The organism is Thermomonas sp., assembly GCF_025993755.1.
Lineage (GTDB): Bacteria > Pseudomonadota > Gammaproteobacteria > Xanthomonadales > Xanthomonadaceae > Thermomonas.
In genome coordinates this window covers 16,874-32,497 of sequence record NZ_JAMQHN010000028.1, presented here as the reverse complement: position 1 = coordinate 32,497, position 15,624 = coordinate 16,874, and the positions used below count along the sequence as shown (strand labels likewise).

General features: G+C 68.7%; 22 protein-coding genes and 1 pseudogene. 19 read left to right on the top strand and 4 right to left on the bottom strand.

Going from position 1 to position 15,624, the window contains the following annotated elements; translation table 11 throughout:
* The 6 genes from Q0X16_RS02105 to Q0X16_RS02080 all read left to right on the top strand — a co-directional run.
* Positions 1-298 (top strand): hypothetical protein (locus tag Q0X16_RS02105; protein WP_297830128.1); only part of this gene is annotated, 298 nt, incomplete at its 5' end.
* 227 nt (positions 299-525) lie between these two features.
* Positions 526-918, top strand: coding sequence for an MAPEG family protein (locus Q0X16_RS02100; protein ID WP_297830126.1), 393 nt, complete (start codon positions 526-528; stop codon positions 916-918).
* Positions 911-1,390: an isoprenylcysteine carboxylmethyltransferase family protein gene (locus Q0X16_RS02095; RefSeq protein WP_297830124.1), complete on the top strand. Its 480-nt coding sequence runs from the start codon at positions 911-913 to the stop codon at positions 1,388-1,390. Before Q0X16_RS02100 ends, Q0X16_RS02095 begins: the two co-directional genes overlap by 8 nt.
* A gap of 64 nt (positions 1,391-1,454) precedes the next feature.
* Positions 1,455-1,940, top strand: a complete 486-nt coding sequence (locus tag Q0X16_RS02090) for a PH domain-containing protein (protein WP_297830122.1) — start codon at positions 1,455-1,457, stop codon at positions 1,938-1,940.
* Positions 1,941-2,022: 82 nt separating this feature from the next.
* A complete protein-coding gene (locus Q0X16_RS02085) occupies positions 2,023-2,529 on the top strand; it encodes a L,D-transpeptidase family protein (protein ID WP_297830121.1) in 507 nt (168 codons plus the stop codon).
* 20 nt (positions 2,530-2,549) lie between these two features.
* Positions 2,550-3,047, top strand: coding sequence for an O-acetyl-ADP-ribose deacetylase (locus Q0X16_RS02080; RefSeq protein WP_297830131.1), 498 nt, complete (start codon positions 2,550-2,552; stop codon positions 3,045-3,047).
* Between the two features lie 8 nt (positions 3,048-3,055).
* Here Q0X16_RS02080 and murA read toward each other — a convergent pair whose 3' ends face one another.
* Both murA and Q0X16_RS02070 read right to left on the bottom strand, forming a co-directional pair.
* Positions 3,056-4,312 (bottom strand): UDP-N-acetylglucosamine 1-carboxyvinyltransferase, encoded by a 1,257-nt coding sequence (murA, locus tag Q0X16_RS02075; protein WP_297830119.1) that lies wholly within the window; start codon positions 4,310-4,312, stop codon positions 3,056-3,058.
* Positions 4,312-4,545 carry a BolA/IbaG family iron-sulfur metabolism protein gene (locus Q0X16_RS02070; RefSeq protein ID WP_297830116.1) on the bottom strand — a complete coding sequence of 78 codons (234 nt, stop codon included), beginning with the start codon at positions 4,543-4,545 and terminating at the stop codon, positions 4,312-4,314. The genes murA and Q0X16_RS02070 overlap by 1 nt, the downstream gene beginning before the upstream one ends.
* Positions 4,546-4,600: 55 nt before the next feature.
* Between Q0X16_RS02070 and Q0X16_RS02065 the strand changes: the two genes are divergently transcribed.
* Genes Q0X16_RS02065 through rapZ form a run of 9 tightly spaced genes read left to right on the top strand, consistent with a single transcriptional unit; the run spans position 4,601 to position 11,662 of the window.
* Positions 4,601-5,599, top strand: a complete 999-nt coding sequence (locus Q0X16_RS02065; RefSeq protein WP_297830114.1) for a KpsF/GutQ family sugar-phosphate isomerase — start codon at positions 4,601-4,603, stop codon at positions 5,597-5,599.
* Complete coding sequence (locus tag Q0X16_RS02060) at positions 5,599-6,144, top strand: HAD family hydrolase (protein ID WP_297830112.1); 546 nt, start codon at positions 5,599-5,601, stop codon at positions 6,142-6,144. The genes Q0X16_RS02065 and Q0X16_RS02060 overlap by 1 nt, the downstream gene beginning before the upstream one ends.
* 22 nt (positions 6,145-6,166) lie before the next feature.
* Positions 6,167-6,721, top strand: a complete 555-nt coding sequence (gene lptC, locus Q0X16_RS02055; protein WP_297830110.1) for an LPS export ABC transporter periplasmic protein LptC — start codon at positions 6,167-6,169, stop codon at positions 6,719-6,721.
* The gene (gene lptA / locus Q0X16_RS02050) at positions 6,705-7,223 is read left to right on the top strand and encodes a lipopolysaccharide transport periplasmic protein LptA (RefSeq protein ID WP_297830109.1); all 519 of its coding nucleotides are present in this window, start codon (positions 6,705-6,707) and stop codon (positions 7,221-7,223) included. The genes lptC and lptA overlap by 17 nt, the downstream gene beginning before the upstream one ends.
* On the top strand, positions 7,223-7,942 hold the full coding sequence (gene lptB / locus Q0X16_RS02045) for an LPS export ABC transporter ATP-binding protein (protein WP_297830107.1): 720 nt from the start codon (positions 7,223-7,225) through the stop codon (positions 7,940-7,942). The genes lptA and lptB overlap by 1 nt, the downstream gene beginning before the upstream one ends.
* Positions 7,943-7,998: 56 nt before the next feature.
* Complete coding sequence (locus Q0X16_RS02040; protein WP_297830104.1) at positions 7,999-9,480, top strand: RNA polymerase factor sigma-54; 1,482 nt, start codon at positions 7,999-8,001, stop codon at positions 9,478-9,480.
* Positions 9,480-9,806 carry a ribosome-associated translation inhibitor RaiA gene (gene raiA / locus Q0X16_RS02035; RefSeq protein ID WP_297830130.1) on the top strand — a complete coding sequence of 109 codons (327 nt, stop codon included), beginning with the start codon at positions 9,480-9,482 and terminating at the stop codon, positions 9,804-9,806. The genes Q0X16_RS02040 and raiA overlap by 1 nt, the downstream gene beginning before the upstream one ends.
* Before the next feature lie 33 nt (positions 9,807-9,839).
* The gene (gene hprK / locus Q0X16_RS02030) at positions 9,840-10,796 is read left to right on the top strand and encodes an HPr(Ser) kinase/phosphatase (protein ID WP_297830102.1); all 957 of its coding nucleotides are present in this window, start codon (positions 9,840-9,842) and stop codon (positions 10,794-10,796) included.
* Positions 10,793-11,662 carry an RNase adapter RapZ gene (gene rapZ, locus Q0X16_RS02025; protein ID WP_297830100.1) on the top strand — a complete coding sequence of 290 codons (870 nt, stop codon included), beginning with the start codon at positions 10,793-10,795 and terminating at the stop codon, positions 11,660-11,662. Before hprK ends, rapZ begins: the two co-directional genes overlap by 4 nt.
* A gap of 39 nt (positions 11,663-11,701) precedes the next feature.
* Here rapZ and pdxH read toward each other — a convergent pair.
* Together pdxH and Q0X16_RS02015 are read right to left on the bottom strand one after the other, a co-directional pair.
* Positions 11,702-12,301 (bottom strand): annotated as a pseudogene (gene pdxH, locus Q0X16_RS02020) (pyridoxamine 5'-phosphate oxidase); the annotation flags it as partial.
* 33 nt (positions 12,302-12,334) lie between these two features.
* Complete coding sequence (locus Q0X16_RS02015) at positions 12,335-12,538, bottom strand: dodecin family protein (RefSeq protein ID WP_297830098.1); 204 nt, start codon at positions 12,536-12,538, stop codon at positions 12,335-12,337.
* A gap of 95 nt (positions 12,539-12,633) precedes the next feature.
* On the opposite strand from Q0X16_RS02015, the gene Q0X16_RS02010 reads away from it, so the two are divergent.
* Genes Q0X16_RS02010 through hemE form a run of 4 tightly spaced genes read left to right on the top strand, consistent with a single transcriptional unit; the run spans position 12,634 to position 15,613 of the window.
* Entirely contained in the window at positions 12,634-13,167 is a 534-nt protein-coding gene (locus tag Q0X16_RS02010; protein ID WP_297830096.1) for a shikimate kinase, read from the top strand.
* Positions 13,164-14,264, top strand: a complete 1,101-nt coding sequence (aroB, locus tag Q0X16_RS02005; protein ID WP_297830094.1) for a 3-dehydroquinate synthase — start codon at positions 13,164-13,166, stop codon at positions 14,262-14,264. The genes Q0X16_RS02010 and aroB overlap by 4 nt, the downstream gene beginning before the upstream one ends.
* Positions 14,265-14,290: 26 nt before the next feature.
* Positions 14,291-14,545 carry a WGR domain-containing protein gene (locus Q0X16_RS02000; RefSeq protein ID WP_297830092.1) on the top strand — a complete coding sequence of 85 codons (255 nt, stop codon included), beginning with the start codon at positions 14,291-14,293 and terminating at the stop codon, positions 14,543-14,545.
* Positions 14,546-14,557: 12 nt separating this feature from the next.
* Positions 14,558-15,613, top strand: coding sequence for a uroporphyrinogen decarboxylase (hemE, locus tag Q0X16_RS01995; protein ID WP_297830090.1), 1,056 nt, complete (start codon positions 14,558-14,560; stop codon positions 15,611-15,613).
* Positions 15,614-15,624: the final 11 nt, after the last annotated feature.

The following is a 15,624-nucleotide window of genomic DNA, read 5'->3' as shown; positions in this document are numbered from 1 at the left end:
GCGAATTCGCTGCGGCCTTATTGAAGCGGGCCTCGCGAAGAAAGGCCACTTCCACCAGATCGGCAGTTTCCGCAGCGAATTCGCTGCGGCCTTATTGAAGCGAGCGCAAATTGCACGGGGTACGGCGCAGGCCGGTGGGTTTCCGCAGCGAATTCGCTGCGGCCTTATTGAAGCCGACACGTCGCGACATGCCGCGACAGCTCCCGATGACCTGATTAGCCCCAAGTCTCAGCCGGCAAATCGAGGAAGAATGGCTCCGGCTCGTCATTTCCGCATGCTTCTGGCGGAAATTCAGTGACATGGCTTCTGACCTTGCTCTGGCCAAGGCGCAAAAGGCGCTGGATTCCCGCCTTCGCGGGAATGACGAGCTGAGGGATAGGGCTAATCAGATTCTGAGAAGACCCGAACCTCGGATTCGCATCGGTATTTCGTTCCAGTCCGCCCCACCTCCCTGCCCAAAGCGCACACAGCAAGCGCACCATCTTGCACTAGACTCCGGGTTGGACTTCCTGCGGATTCCTCCCCATGACCATCGCCTACTGGTGCATCCTCATCGCTGCCTGCCTGCCCTATCTGTGGGCGGTAATCGCCAAGCGCGCCGCCCCCGGCTACAACAACAAGGATCCGCGCGGCTGGATCGCCCGGCAGGACAACTACAAGGTACGCAACGCGTACAGCGCACATCTGAACGCCTTCGAGGCGTTCCCGGCGTTCGCCGCGGCGGTGCTGATGGCGCAGTTCACCCAGGTCGATCCGCAGCGGGTGGCGTGGCTGGCGATGGCCTTCGTCGCCTTCCGCATCCTGCACGGGGTCTTCTACGTCACCGTCCAGCAGGCGCTGCGCAGCCTGTGCTGGCTCGGCGGCTTCGTTTGCGTCATCGCGCTGATGGTGTCGGCGGCACTGCGGGTCGGTGGTTGATGCCCCGCACATGCGCTGGCTGGAACTGAAGCTCCCACCACCGCTGGTCTGGCTGCTGTGCGCCGGACTGGCGTGGGCGTTGGCGCGGAGCGCGCCGACGCTGGCACTGCCCTGGCCGGGCCGGCTGCCGCTGGCGGCGCTGCTGGTCCTGCTCGGCGGCGCCAGCGGCGCGTCGGGGATTCTTGCTTTCCGCGCGGCGCGCACCACGGTCGATCCGCACGCGCCGGAAAAGGCCCGTGCGCTGGTTCGCGGCGGCCCCTATCGCTTCACCCGCAATCCGATGTACCTCGGGCTGCTGCTGATGCTGCTGGCCGTGTGCACGTGGCTGTCCAATCCGCTGACGCTGGTCGCTCCGGTGTTGCTGGTCGGCTGGCTGAGCCGTTTCCAGATCCAGCCGGAAGAGCGCATCCTGCTGGAAAAATTCGGAGCGCCCTACGCGGAGTACCTTCACGCCACGCGGCGCTGGCTATGACCGTTCCGGTTCCCACCGGCAGGCGCGCCGGCTACCATCGCTGCGACGCGCAGAGGGAATCTCCATGAGCTACGTGCAATCCGTCATCGTTCCGGGCGAAAAGATCATTGCGCGGGCCCGGACCCACTGGTTCATCTATCTGCCCTCGCTGTGCTGGCTGGCGCTGGGCGGCGCGCTTTCGCTGCTGCTGCCGCTGCCGTTCGCGGCGCTCGGCTACCTGCTGCTGGCGGGCGCCCTGTTCCTCGTGCTCAAGGCCTGGATCTACGTCCACTCCACCGAGTTGGCCGTCACCAGCAGCCGGGTCATCGCCAAATTCGGCTTCATCCGCCGCGAGACCGTGGAGTTGCAGCACAGCAAGGTGGAAAGCCTGCAGGTGAACCAGACCATCCTCGGCCGCCTGTTCGACTACGGCAGCGTGGTGATCACCGGGTCGGGCGGCACCCACGCGCCGATTCCCTACATCGCCCACCCGCTCACGTTTCGCAGCGCGGCGCTGACCGGCATGGAGGCATTGGCCCACGAGTCTCCGGCGGCGCAGGATTCGGACTAGCGGGGGCCTGAATCGTCCGGGGCTTCCCCGGACGACGCCGTTCCGGTTCGGCCCGGGGCTTGCGCGAACAGGAGGATCGCGAATGTTCAGAAACCTGCTCCTGCTGCCATTGCTGATGCTGCTGGCGCTGGCCGGTCCGCAGCCGCGCGCGCAGTCCGCGCAGGTGGATCTGGTGCGGGTGGACAAGGCGGCACGCACCCTGAGCCTGATCGGCAACGGCGTCGTCCTGCACCGGTTTTCGATCCGGCTCGGCGGCACGCCGGTCGGCCACAAGCAGCGCGAGGGCGACCGCCGCACGCCGGAAGGCCGCTACATGCTCGACTTCAAGAAGGCCGACAGCAGTTTCTATCGCGCCATCCACATTTCCTATCCCAATGCCGCCGATCGCGCCAACGCGCGCCGTCTCGGCGTCAGCCCGGGCGGCGCGATCATGATCCACGGCCAGCCCAACGGATTCCGCCTGCCCGCCAACTCGACCCAGGCCCTTCCCTACGACTGGACCGATGGCTGCATCGCGCTGTCGAATGCCGACATGACGACGCTGTGGCGGCTGGTGCGGGTGCCAACGCCGATCGAGATCAACCCGTGAACGATCCGCAGCCGCCGCGGATGGAGGCGATCCGGGCCGACATCACCACGCTCGCGGTCGATGCCATCGTCAACGCCGCCAACGGGACGCTGCTCGGCGGCGGCGGCGTGGATGGCGCGATCCACCGCGCCGCCGGCCCGGGACTGCTGGAGGAATGCCGGACGCTCGGCGGCTGCGCCACCGGCCAGGCGAAGATCACTTCCGGCCATCGGCTGCCGGCCCGCCACGTCATCCACGCCGTCGGGCCGGTCTGGCAGGGCGGCGACGCGGGCGAACCGGGTTTGCTGGCCGCCTGCTACGCCCATTCGCTGGCGCTTGCGGAGCAATGCGACCTGCGTTCGCTCGCCTTCCCGTCCATCAGCACCGGCGTGTACGGCTATCCAAAGGACGCGGCGGCGCGCATCGCCGTCGCCACGGTGCGCGCGCACCGATCGCACAGCCTGCGCCGCATCGTTTTCTGCTGTTTCAGCGACGACGATCTTCAGCGCTACCTCGCGCTTCTGCGCGAATCGGATTGACGTCGCGCTCAGTCGATCCGGCGAATGTCCGCGCCCAGCGCGCCGAGCTTGGCTTCGATGTTTTCGTAGCCGCGGTCGAGGTGGTAAACGCGGTCGATCACGGTGTCGCCGTCCGCCGCCAGCCCGGCCAGGATCAACGAGGCCGAGGCGCGCAGGTCGGTGGCCATCACCGGCGCGCCCTGCAGGCGTTCGACCCCGCGCACGACCGCGGTATGACCATCGACGCGGATGTCGGCGCCCAGCCGCAACAGTTCGTTGACGTGCATGAAGCGGTTTTCGAAGATCGTCTCGTTGATGATGCCGACGCCCTCGGCCACGCAGTCCAGCGCCATGAACTGCGCCTGCATGTCGGTCGGGAACGCGGGGTGCGGCGCGGTGGTGATGTTGACCGCCTGCGGACGCCGGCCGTGCATGTCGAGGGTGATGTGGTCCTTTTCGACCGCGATCTCCGCGCCGGCCTCGCGCAACTTGCCGAGCACCGCGTCCAGCGTGTGCGGGCGGGCGCCGGTGGTGGTGACGCGACCGCCGGTCATCGCCGCGGCGACCAGGAAGGTGCCGGTTTCGATCCGGTCGGCGATCACCCGGTGGGTGCAGCCGGACAGGCGCGGCACGCCTTCGACCACGATCCGCGGCGTGCCGGCGCCGGAAATCCGCGCGCCCATGGCGTTGAGGCAATCGGCAAGGTCGGCGATTTCCGGCTCCATCGCCGCGTTCTCGAGAATGGTTCTGCCTTCGGCGAGGGTGGCGGCCATCAGCACGTTTTCGGTCGCACCGACGCTGACCAGTTCGAACACGTGGCGGGCGCCCTTCAGGCGGCCGTCGCAGCGCGCGCGGATGAAGCCGTGATCGACCGTGATCTCCGCGCCCAGCGCCTGCAGGCCCTTCAGGTGCAGGTCGACCGGCCGCGAACCGATCGCGCAGCCGCCGGGCAGCGAGACTTCGGCATCGTGGTACTTCGCCAGCAGCGGCCCCAGCACCAGCACCGAGGCGCGCATGGTCTTGACCAGTTCGTAGGGGGCGACATGGCTGTCCAGGTGGGCGGCATCGACCGTCATCGTGCTGCCGGCGTGTTCGACCTTGGCACCCAGTCCTTCCAGCAGGCGGGCGGTGGTCAGCACGTCCTGCAGGCGCGGAACGTTGTCGATCCGGCACGGGCCGTCGGCCAGCAGGGTCGCGCACTGGATCGGAAGAACCGCGTTCTTGGCGCCGGAAATCGGCACTTCGCCGCGCAGCGTCCGGCCGCCGCGGATGAGGATCTTCTGCATCAGCGCGCGGCCTCCGCCGGGGTCAGCGCCTTGATCTGGAGGGCGTGGATCTCCCCGCCCATGCGCTCGCCCAAGGTGGCATAGACCAGCCGATGGCGGGCCAACGGCAGCTTGCCGACAAAGGCTTCGGCTACGACGACGGCCTCGAAATGTACCCCGTCGTCGCTGTGCACCTGCGCGCTGGCGCCGGGCAGGCCGGCTTCGATCAACTGGCAAATGACGTCGGCGTTCATGGGCTGTCGGGGCGGCTCGGTTAAACTGGACAGTCAAGTTTAGCGGAAACGCCCCATGGCCCCCGCCGCACCCGTCCGTCCGGACGACTTCGATTTCGCCGCCAGCGGCCGCCGCGTCTTCGCCATCGAGCGCGAGGCGCTGGCCGCGGTGTGCGCGCGGATCGACGCCCACTTCAACGCCGCCTGCCGGACGATCCTCGCTTCCCCGGGCCGCGTGGTATGCACCGGAATGGGCAAGTCCGGCCACGTCGCCCGCAAGATCGCCGCCACCCTGGCCTCGACCGGCACCCCGGCCTTCTACGTTCATCCGGGCGAGGCGGCGCACGGCGACCTGGGCATGGTGACCGACGCCGACGTGGTGCTGGCGCTGTCCTATTCGGGCGAAAGCGACGAAATCCTGCTGCTGCTGCCGGCGCTGCGGCGGCAGGGCAACCGGGTGATCGCGATGACCGGGAACCCGGCTTCGGCGCTGGCGCAGGAGGCCGACATCCACCTCGACGTGGCCGTGCCGGTGGAAGCCTGTCCCCTGAAGCTGGCGCCGACCTCGAGCACCACCGCCTCGCTGGCGATGGGCGACGCGCTGGCGGTCGCGCTGCTGGAAGCGCGCGGCTTCACCCGGGACGACTTCGCGCGTTCGCATCCGGCCGGCGCGCTGGGACGGCGCCTGCTGCTGCACATCACCGACGTGATGCACGTCGGCGACGAAGTGCCGCGGGTCAGCCCCGACGCCAGCATCAGCCAGGCGCTGGTCGAGATGAGCAGCAAGCGGCTGGGTATGACCGCGGTGGTGGACAGCGACGGCAAGCTGCTGGGCCTTTACACCGACGGCGACCTGCGCCGCAGCCTGGACGACGACCACGTCGACCTGCGCCACACCCGCATCGACGCGGTGATGACCGTCGCGCCCAAGACCATCGACGCCGATGCGCTGGCGGTGGAAGCCGCACAGCTCATGGAGGCGCACAAGATCAACGCACTGCTCGTCACCGACCGCGATGGCCGGGTGGTCGGCGCGCTCAACATCCACGACCTGCTGCGCGCACGGGTGGTGTGATGGACGCCGGCAACTACCCGATCGAAGTCCTCGAACGCGCGGCGCGCATCCGCCTGATCGCCTTCGACGTCGATGGCACCCTGACCGACGGCGGCCTCGTCTTCGACAGCGAAGGCCGCGAGTCCAAGCGCTTCCACGTGCAGGACGGCATGGGCATCGTGCTGCTGCGCCACGCCGGGATCGAGACCGCGCTGGTCAGCGCCCGACCGAGCCCGGTGACGGCAGCCCGCGGACGGGAACTGGGCATCCACCGCGTCCATCTCGGCGAGCGCAGCAAACTGGACTGCGTGCGGCGCATGGCCGAAGAACTGGGCATCGCAATGGAACAGGTCGCGTTCATGGGCGACGATCTTCCCGACCTCGCCGCGCTGCGCGGCGTCGGGCTGGCGCTGGTTCCGGCCGACGCCCATCCATGGGCGCGCCCGGTCGCGCACTGGATCACGCCGCGCGCGGCCGGACACGGCGCTGCGCGCGACGCCTGCGATCTGCTGCTGCACGCGCAGGGAAGGCTCAAGGACATCCTCGAGCGCGGGGAGCACCCGTGACGCCGCCCCGGCAGGTCCGCGCGTGAGCTGGCGCACCGCCTTGACCCTGCTCCTGCTGGCGGCGGCGATCGCCAGCGGCTGGTCGGTCTGGCGCAACTCGCACCCGGTCGACGACGGCGTGCTGCGCTCGCGGCCCGACTACCTCCTGCGCGATTACGAGATCACCTCGCTCGACAAGCGCGGCAAGGAACAGTTCACCCTGAGCGGCCCGGTCCTGCAGCGCAACCCGGCCGACCGGACCATCCATCTGGCCACGCCGAAGTTCCTGGTGCCCGACCCGCAAGGGCACTATTGGGAAGTGCGCGCCGACGAGGGTCTGGTTCCGGCCAGCGGCGACCACCTCGAAGTGCGCGGGCAGGTCAGCGCCCAGAGTCCCGCTGACCAGCCCCCCATTACCCGGATCGAATCCGACCAGCTCACCCTGGATCTCGAGCACAACCGCGCCACGTCCGACGGCAAGGTCACCATCACCCGTCCCGGCCTTACAATGGAAGGCACGGGCCTGCTGGCGGATTTCGAGCGCCGCCAGGTCTCCCTTCTGTCCCAGGTGCGCAACCGCTATGCCCCGAAGCACTGACCCTGCGGTTCGTCTGCTCGCCGTCCTGCTCGTCGCAGCCTGCGGCAGCGTCGGCGCGCGCACGTCCGACCGCACCCAGCCGATGGACATCGAGGCCAGCCGCAGCGACTGCGGGCTCGGTGCCAATGCCACATGCACCCTGACCGGCAACGTGATCATCACCCAGGGTTCGCTGCGGGTGGTGTCGGCACGCGCGGTCATTTCGCAGAGCAACGGCAACCCGAGCCGCGCCCAACTCAGCGGTGGCGTGACATTGCAGCAGGACATGGACGACGGCGACCGCATCCAGGCGGCCGCCGCCAACGTCGATTACGACATGCAAAGCGAGGTCATGGTCCTCACCGGCAACGTGACGATCCACCAGCAGCGCGGCAGCCTCAACGGCCAGCGGGTGGTCTACAACCTCAAGACCGGGCAGATCGAAAGCGGCGGCGACGGCGGCGGGCGCGTGCGGATGCGGATCCTGCCCAAGTCCGCGCCGGCCGCCGGAGGATCGCCCTGATGCTGGTGGCGCAAGGGCTGCGCAAGCGCTACGGCAAGCGCGACGTCGTGCACGAGTTCGGCCTGTCGCTCGGTCCCGGCGAGGTGGTCGGCCTGCTCGGCCCGAACGGCGCCGGCAAGACCACCTGTTTCTACATGATCGTCGGCCTGATCGAGGCCGACGCCGGGCGGATCGTGCTGGACGAGGTCGACATCACCGACCGCCCGATGTACGCCCGTGCCCGTCTCGGGCTGGGCTACCTGCCGCAGGAAGCCTCGGTGTTCCGCAAGCTGAGTGTGTCCGACAACCTGCGGCTGGTGCTGGAACTGCGCCCGGATCTGGACGATGCCGGTCGCGAGCACGAGCTCAATTCCCTGCTCGACGAACTGCAGATCGGCCACGTCGCCGAACAGGCCGGAGCCAGCCTCTCCGGCGGCGAACGCCGGCGGGTCGAGATCGCCCGCGCGCTGGCCGGCAAGCCGCGCATGATCCTGCTCGACGAACCCTTCGCCGGCGTGGATCCGATTTCGGTCAACGAAATCCAGCGCATCGTGCGCCACCTGCGCGAAAAGGACATCGGTGTGCTGATCACCGACCACAACGTCCGCGAAACCCTGGGCATCTGCGATCGCGCCTACATCCTGGCCGAAGGCGCGGTGCTGGCACAGGGTGCGCCCGCCGACCTGCTCGACAACCCGGAGGTTCGCCGGGTCTATCTCGGCGAGGGTTTCCGGCTGTAGGCGACCCGCCTCCGGCAAGGCGGCAAGGCAACGCCTTCGCGGCTATGCTTGGGGTCGTGAAGCCGCGCCTGTCCCATTCCGTCCAGCAACAGCTCGTCCTGACGCCGCAGCTGCGCCAGGCGATCCGGTTGCTGCAACTGTCCAGCGTCGAGCTGGAGGCGGAAATCGCCGAGGCGGTCGCCAGCAACCCCCTGCTCGACTGGACCGAGGAGCAGGACACGGATGGCGCGGACGCGGGCGAGCTGCCCGAGGCCGTGGAAACCGCGTCGGAAGCAGTATCCGACGCCGTTTCCGAGCCCGAGCCGGGGCCGGAATTCGACCTCTGGCAGGAACACGGATCGCGCGCGACCGGCGCCGAACACAGCGACGATTTCGCCCAGCAGGCGACCGAAGACAGCCTGCGCGATCACCTGTTGCTGCAACTCCACCTGGGCCACTTCAGCCCGCTGGAAACCCGCATCGGCGTCGCCTTGATCGAATCGATCGACGACGACGGCTACCTGCGCGACGATCTCGACACGCTGGCCGCCAGCCTGCGCCCCGAACTCGACGTCAGTCCGGAACAGATGCTTCCGGTCCTGCACCGGATCCAGTGCTTCGACCCGATCGGGTCCGGTGCCCGCAACGTCGGCGAATGCCTGCAGGCGCAGCTGCGCGCCCTGACGGACAACACGCCGGGCCGCGGCCTGGCCCTGTTGCTCGTCACCAGCCTGCTCGACCGCCTGCCGCGCCTGGGTCTGGGCGAACTTGCCGCCAAGCTCGATTGCAGCCCGGCCGACGCCAGCGTCGCGGTCGCCTTGGTGCAAAGCCTGGACCCGCGCCCGGGCTCGCGTTTCGGCGCCCTGCCCGCGGATGCCTATGTACGGCCGGATTGCGTGATCTGGCGCCATCAGGGCCTGTGGAAGGTGGCGCTGGCCCCGGACGCCCAGCCCAGGATCGGGCTGCAGCAGGATTACCAGCGACTGCTGGAGCGCACGTCCGGCGCCGACGCCGAATATCTGCGCGGCCACCTGCAGGAAGCGCGCTGGCTGCTCAAGGCGCTGGAATCGCGGGCGGACACGCTGCTGCGGGTGGTGCGCTGCCTCGTGCGCGAACAGGCCGGCTTCCTGGAATTCGGCCCACAGGCGCTGCGCCCGCTGACCCTGCGCGAAATCGCCACCGAACTCGAACTGCACGAATCCACGGTGTCGCGGGCGGTCGCCGGAAAATTCGCCCACACCCCGCGCGGCACCCTGCCGCTGCGCGCATTTTTCGCCTCGGGCATCGGGACCGATGCCGGCGGCAGCGCCTCGAGCACCGCCATTCAGGACCGGATCCGCAAACTGGTGGCGAACGAAGACCCGCGCAAGCCCTTGTCCGATGCCAAGCTTGCCGATACGTTGAAGAAGGAGGGAGTGCCGGTGGCCAGGCGCACCATCGCGAAATACCGCGAAGCCTTGCAGATTCCTGCCTCCCATGAACGCGTGCGCGTCGCTTCGGCGATTGCACCCGCACCGCGGCCAACCGGCCCGCGGCCCACTGCCGAAGGAGGACCATGATGCAGATCGAAGTCTATGGCCAGCAGATCGAAGTGACGCCCGCCCTGCGCAGCTATGTCGAGACCCGCTTCGAGCGCTTCGAACGACGGGTCGACAAAGACTGCGAAATCCGCGTCCAGCTCGCGCTGGAAAAGCCCTCGCACAAGGCCATCGCCACCGTCAACCTGGCGGGTCGGACCCTCCACGGCGACGCCCTCGGCCCCGACATGTACGCCGCGATCGACCTGCTGGCCGACAAGATTGATCGCCTGCTGGTCAAGCACAAGGAGAAACAGACCGAGCAGCGGCGCGGCGAAGGCCTGTCCCGCAGCGCTGGGATCGACTGACCCCATGACCGCGTTGCAACGCCCGGTGCGCGCATGACCACGGCACGCATCACCGCCGAAGAGCTGTTCTCCAGCCAGCAGGAGCGCCTTGCGCTGCGCTGGCTGGCGGGACAGCGCGGCGCCGCCGAGCGCGTGCTCGAGGCGGTCGACACGGTCGCGCGGCGGCCGTCGCTGGCCGGCTATCTCAACGCCATCTACCCCAACAAGGTCCAGATTCTCGGCTCCGAGGAACTCGAATGGCTGGACAAGCTCGACGCGCGCCAGCGCTGGGAAACCATCCAGAAGCTGATCGACTTCCGCCCGCTGGCGCTGGTGATCACGCGCAACCAGACCTGTCCAGAGGACCTGCGAGTGGCGGCCGAAGAGTCCGACACGCCGCTGTGGGTGTCGCCGCGCCGCGGCCATGAACTGCTCAACCACATCCAGTACCTGCTAGCGCGCACGCTGGCCCCACGCGTGACGCTGCACGGCGTGTTCATGGAGATCTATTCGATCGGCGTGCTGATCACCGGCGAATCCGGCTCCGGCAAGAGCGAACTGGCGCTGGAACTGATTACCCGCGGCCATCGGCTGGTCGCCGACGACGCGCCCGAATTCACCCAGATCGCGCCCGACGTGCTCGACGGCACCTGCCCCGAACTGCTGCAGGACATGCTCGAACTGCGCGGCCTGGGCGTGCTCAACATCCGTCAGATGTTCGGCGACACCGCGGTGAAGCGGAACAAGTACCTGCGCATGATCGTCCACCTCAGCAAGCCGTCCTCCGGCGGCAGCGAAAGCGGCATCGAACGTCTGACCGGCGACCTCGGCGTGCGCCGCGTGCTGGATCTGGACGTGCCGATGATCACGGTTCCGGTGATGGCCGGCCGCAATCTGGCGGTGCTGACCGAGGCCGCCACCCGCATGCACATCCTGCGCAGCAAGGGCATCGATCCGGCGGCGGCCTTCCTCGCCCGCCACAGCCACTTCCTGGAACGCGCCACGCCATGAACGCTTCGCCCCTGTCCGACCTGGTCGTCGTCAGCGGCATGTCCGGATCGGGCAAATCCGGCGCGCTGCACGCGCTGGAAGACCTTGGCTACTACTGCGTCGACAACCTCCCGGCGCAGCTGCTGCCGGAATTCGTGCGCCGCCTGGCCGAGAGCGAAACGCCGCCTTCGCGGATTGCGGTCGGCATCGACGCGCGCAATTTCGGCGACCTGTCCGATGTCCCCGCGGCGCTGTCGCAGGTCGGCGCACTGGGCATCAGCCCGCGCATGCTGTTTCTCGAAGCGCGCGACGAACCCCTGCTGCGGCGCTACGCCGACACCCGCCGCCGGCACCCGCTCAGCCACCTCGGGTTGGCGCTGGCCGACGCGATCGCGCTGGATCGGCAGGCGGTCAAGCCGCTGCGCCAGATCGCCGACGTGTTGATCGACACCAGCGAGATGAACGTCCACCAGATGCGGCGCGCGGTGCTGACCGAGTTCGGCCTGGTCGGCACCGGCCTGTCGCTGCTGTTCCAGTCCTTTGCCTACCGCCACGGCGTTCCCGCCGACGCCGACTTCGTGTTCGACACCCGGGTCCTGCCGAACCCGCACTGGGACGCGCGGCTGCGGCCCCTGTCGGGCCGTGACGATGCGGTGCGCGCCTACCTCGATGGCCAGCCCGACGTGGAAGCCTACGTCGCACAGGTGCAGGGATTCCTCGACGGCTGGCTGCCCGGGCTGCGCTCGGACACCCGCAGCTACGTGACGACCTGCTTCGGCTGCACCGGCGGCCGCCACCGCTCGGTCTATCTGGCCGAACGCCTGGCCCGGCACTGCCGCGAAACCGGCTGGGAGGAAGTCGCAGTCCACCACCGCGAGCTGGAATGAGGGCCGCACCCGACGCACTGCGTCCGGCGACCCCCAGGATCAGGGATACAGCATCCGCTGCGTCCACCCGCCCGCGTCGCCCAGTTCGTACAGATGGCGTTCGTGCAGCCGGTATTGCGCGCCGAACCAGAACTCGACCGCGCGGGGCCGCACGCGAAAACCGGTCCAGCGCGGCGGACGCGGCACGGCGCGACCCTCGAATTCGGCCTCGAACCGCGCCAGCCGCGCCTCGAAGGTCGCGTGCGCGTCCAGCGTTTCCGACTGCCGCGATGCCCAGGCCCCGATCTGGCTGCCGCGCGGACGGCTGGCGAAATAGGCGTCGGCCTCGTCGTCGCCAACGATCTCGACCTCGCCCTCGATCCGCACCTGCACGCCGTTGCGCACGCGCGGCCAGTGGAACAGCAGAGCCGCGTGCGGATTGGCCTGCAGTTCGCGCCCCTTGCGTCCATCCAGATGGGTGTAGAACACGAAGCCGCGCGCATCGTGCGCCTTCAGCAGCACGGTGCGTATGGACGGCACGCCGTCCGGCGTGCAGGTGGCCACCGCCATCGCGGTTCGATCCGGCTCGCCGGCGGCAAGCGCCTCGTCGAACAGCGTATCGAAGGTGGCCAGGATTTCAGGCGTGAGCGCGGTCATGCGCGCATTGTCGCGCGCGCGCCGCGCTTTGGCACCTCACTCGACCACGAAGGTGATCCGCAGGTTGACCCGCCACTCCTGGATATTGCCGGCTGCGTCGGTGACGACCTTGATGTCGTTGACCCAGGCGCCCTGGATGTTCTTCACCGACTCGGAGCATTTCTTCAATCCGGCGGCAACGGCCTGCTCGATGCCGGCGGGGGAGGAAGCAGTGAGTTCGATGACCTTGGCAACCGACATGGGACACTCCTCGTGTTTGGACGCGAACTGCGACCGGAATGGCCACGCTGGCACGGCCCACGTTAACGCCTCGTTTTCGCTGCTAGCATTCCGCAATGCAACACGGCAGACACATCGTCCTGATCGGCCCGATGGGCTCCGGCAAGAGTACGCTCGGCTCGGCGCTGGCGGCGTGCCTGCAGCGGCCGTTCATCGATCTGGACGCACGCATCGCGGCCGCCGCCGGCAGGTCGATTCCCGCCATCTTCAACAACGAAGGCGAATCAGGGTTTCGCGACCGCGAGTCCCGGGCGCTGCTGGAGGCGCTGGATACTCCGCCCTCGGTGATCGCCACCGGCGGCGGCGCGGTGATGCGCGAAGCCAACCGCAGCGCCATGCGCTGCGCCGGCTGGATCGCCTGGCTGGACGTCACGCCAGATGTGCAGCTGGCGCGCATTGCCGGCGACGACAACCGGCCCCTTCTGGACAGGGACGATCCGGCGCAGGCGCTGGCCGAATTGCAGGCGCTGCGCGAACCGATCTACCGTGCGCTGGCCGACTTCCGGCTCGACACCGGCGTGCAGGACCCGGCGCGACTGGTCGAACTGCTGGCCACCGCATTCCGCCAACACGAGGAATCCCGCGCATGAGCGCATCGCTGCAACAGGTCGAAGTCGGCGGCGCGGCGCCATACCGCATCCACATCGGCCCGGATCTGCTGCACAACGGCCCGCTGCTGGTTGAGCGCCTGCGCGGACGCCACGCCCTGATCGTCAGCGACAGCCACGTCGCACCGCTGTACGCCGATCGCGTCGAAGCCGCGTTGCGCCAAGTCGCGCCCGAGCTGCGCATCGCCCGCCACGTCATTCCCGCCGGCGAAGCGCACAAGACGCTGGACAACTTCGGCGCCGCGATCGACGCGCTGGCCGCGCTGGGCGCCACCCGCGACGCCTGCGTCTACGCCCTGGGTGGCGGCGTGGTCGGCGATCTTGCCGGCTTCGCCGCCGCCTGCTGGATGCGCGGGATCGACGTCGTGCAGCTGCCCACCAGCCTGCTGGCGATGGTGGACTCCTCGGTCGGCGGCAAGACCGCGGTGGACATCCCGCAGGGCAAGAACCTGGTCGGCGCGTTCCATCCGCCGCGCGCGGTGATCGCCGACACCACCGCCCTGCGAACGCTGCCGCCGCGTGAACTGCGCGCGGGGCTGGCCGAAGTGACCAAGTACGGAGCGATCGTCGATGCCGGTTTCCTGCACTGGCTGGAGGCGCACCGCGACGCCCTGCTGACCGGCGACGACGCGACCCTGGCCACCGCCATCGCCCGCAGCTGCGCGCACAAGGCGGCGATCACCGAGCGCGATCCCTTCGAACGCGGCGAGCGCGCACTGCTCAATTTCGGCCATACCTTCGGCCACGCGATCGAGGCCGAACAAGGTTATGTCGATGGGCTGAACCACGGCGAGGCGGTGGCGGTGGGCATGCTGTTGGCGGCGCGGCTGGCGGCCACACTGGGCATGGCTTCGCGCGCGGACGCCGAAACGCTGCGTGGATTGCTTCTGCGGTTCGGGCTGCCGGTGGACCTGCCGGCCGGCCTGGTTCCCGAAGCCCTGCTGGCGCGGATGCGGCTGGACAAGAAGGCACAGGCCAGCGGCCTGCGCTTCATCCTGTGGGACGGGCCCGGCGCGGCGAAGATCGTGCCCGACGTGGACGAAGCGGCGGTATTGGAGACGCTGCGCGCCGGCCGCTGACCGCCGCGCCACCTTACAATGTCCCCATGCGTCTTTTGCTGCAGCAACGTCCCGACGGCCGCGAAGCCCCGCGCTTCGTCCAGCTCCAGCTCCAGCCCGACCTGCTGGGCGGCTGGGAACTGCTGCGCGAAAGCGGTCAGACCGGCGGCCGCAGCACCTTGCGCAGGGCGATGTTCCCCGACCAGGCCACGGCCCTGCTGGCGCTGGAAAAGGAACGCGACGCGCAGTTTAAGAAAGGCTTCCAGTTGATGTTCGCACAGGGTGCCGACGCGCCCCGCTGAATGGAGTTTGCCGTGACCCTGAAGAACGACCGATTCCTGCGCGCCCTGCGTCGCGAATCCGTGGACTGCACGCCCGTCTGGCTGATGCGCCAGGCCGGTCGCTATCTGCCGGAATATCGCGCCACCCGCGCCGCCGCCGGCAGTTTCCTGAAGATGGCGCAGACGCCCGAACTGGCCTGCGAGGTGACCTTGCAGCCGCTGCGCCGGTTCGATCTGGATGCGGCGATCCTGTTTTCCGACATCCTCACCGTGCCCGATGCGATGGGACTGGGCCTGCATTTCGTCGAAGGCGAAGGCCCGAAGTTCGAGCGCCCGGTGCGCAGCGTGGCCGACATCGCCCGGCTTTCGGTGCCGGACATGGAATCGGGCCTGCGCTACGTGATGGATGCGGTGCGGCTGATTCGTCGCGAGCTTGCCGGCAGCGTGCCGTTGATCGGGTTTTCCGGCAGCCCGTGGACGCTTGCCTGCTACATGGTCGAAGGCGGCGGCAGCAAGGAATGGGGCAAGGTCAAGGCGCTGGCCCTGAACGAACCGGCGGCAATGCATCGGCTGCTGGACGTCGTCACCGACGCGGTGATCGCCTATCTTTCCGCGCAGCACGCCGCCGGCGCGCAGGCGTTGCAGGTGTTCGACACCTGGGGCGGCACGCTGTCGCCGTCGATGTACCGCGAATTCTCGCTGCCCCGCCTCACCCGCATCGCGCGCGAACTCAAGCGCGACGACGCACCGCTGATCCTGTTCGGCAAGGGCAATGCCCCGCACCTGGAAGCGCTGGCCGACTGCGGCGCCGAAGGCGTGGGCGTGGACTGGACCGTCACGCTGGAAGACGCCGCCCGCCGCGTCGGCGGCAAGGTGGCGCTGCAGGGCAACCTGGATCCGGCGATGCTCTACGGCAGCCCGGACGCCGTGCGTGCCCAGGCGCGTGCGGTGCTGGACAGCTACCGCGACGGCAACGGCGGCTCGCGCGAGGGCCACGTGTTCAACCTTGGCCACGGCATGTCGCCGGACATGAACCCCGAGCACGTCGCCGCGCTGGTCGATGAGGTGCATCGCCACAGCGCGCGCTGAAACACATCAGA

Excerpts from the sequence above, each read along its gene's own strand:
- Q0X16_RS02100 (WP_297830126.1), top strand. The coding sequence starts at position 526 with ATGACCATCGCCTACTGGTGCATCCTCATCGCTGCCTGCCTGCCCTAT.
- Q0X16_RS02090 (WP_297830122.1), top strand. The coding sequence starts at position 1,455 with ATGAGCTACGTGCAATCCGTCATCGTTCCGGGCGAAAAGATCATTGCG.
- Q0X16_RS02085 (WP_297830121.1), top strand. The coding sequence starts at position 2,023 with ATGTTCAGAAACCTGCTCCTGCTGCCATTGCTGATGCTGCTGGCGCTG.
- Q0X16_RS02080 (WP_297830131.1), top strand. The coding sequence starts at position 2,550 with ATGGAGGCGATCCGGGCCGACATCACCACGCTCGCGGTCGATGCCATC.
- murA (WP_297830119.1), bottom strand. The coding sequence starts at position 4,312 with ATGCAGAAGATCCTCATCCGCGGCGGCCGGACGCTGCGCGGCGAAGTG.
- Q0X16_RS02070 (WP_297830116.1), bottom strand. The coding sequence starts at position 4,545 with ATGAACGCCGACGTCATTTGCCAGTTGATCGAAGCCGGCCTGCCCGGC.
- Q0X16_RS02065 (WP_297830114.1), top strand. The coding sequence starts at position 4,601 with ATGGCCCCCGCCGCACCCGTCCGTCCGGACGACTTCGATTTCGCCGCC.
- Q0X16_RS02060 (WP_297830112.1), top strand. The coding sequence starts at position 5,599 with ATGGACGCCGGCAACTACCCGATCGAAGTCCTCGAACGCGCGGCGCGC.
- lptA (WP_297830109.1), top strand. The coding sequence starts at position 6,705 with ATGCCCCGAAGCACTGACCCTGCGGTTCGTCTGCTCGCCGTCCTGCTC.
- lptB (WP_297830107.1), top strand. The coding sequence starts at position 7,223 with ATGCTGGTGGCGCAAGGGCTGCGCAAGCGCTACGGCAAGCGCGACGTC.
- raiA (WP_297830130.1), top strand. The coding sequence starts at position 9,480 with ATGCAGATCGAAGTCTATGGCCAGCAGATCGAAGTGACGCCCGCCCTG.
- hprK (WP_297830102.1), top strand. The coding sequence starts at position 9,840 with ATGACCACGGCACGCATCACCGCCGAAGAGCTGTTCTCCAGCCAGCAG.
- rapZ (WP_297830100.1), top strand. The coding sequence starts at position 10,793 with ATGAACGCTTCGCCCCTGTCCGACCTGGTCGTCGTCAGCGGCATGTCC.
- Q0X16_RS02015 (WP_297830098.1), bottom strand. The coding sequence starts at position 12,538 with ATGTCGGTTGCCAAGGTCATCGAACTCACTGCTTCCTCCCCCGCCGGC.
- Q0X16_RS02010 (WP_297830096.1), top strand. The coding sequence starts at position 12,634 with ATGCAACACGGCAGACACATCGTCCTGATCGGCCCGATGGGCTCCGGC.
- aroB (WP_297830094.1), top strand. The coding sequence starts at position 13,164 with ATGAGCGCATCGCTGCAACAGGTCGAAGTCGGCGGCGCGGCGCCATAC.
- Q0X16_RS02000 (WP_297830092.1), top strand. The coding sequence starts at position 14,291 with ATGCGTCTTTTGCTGCAGCAACGTCCCGACGGCCGCGAAGCCCCGCGC.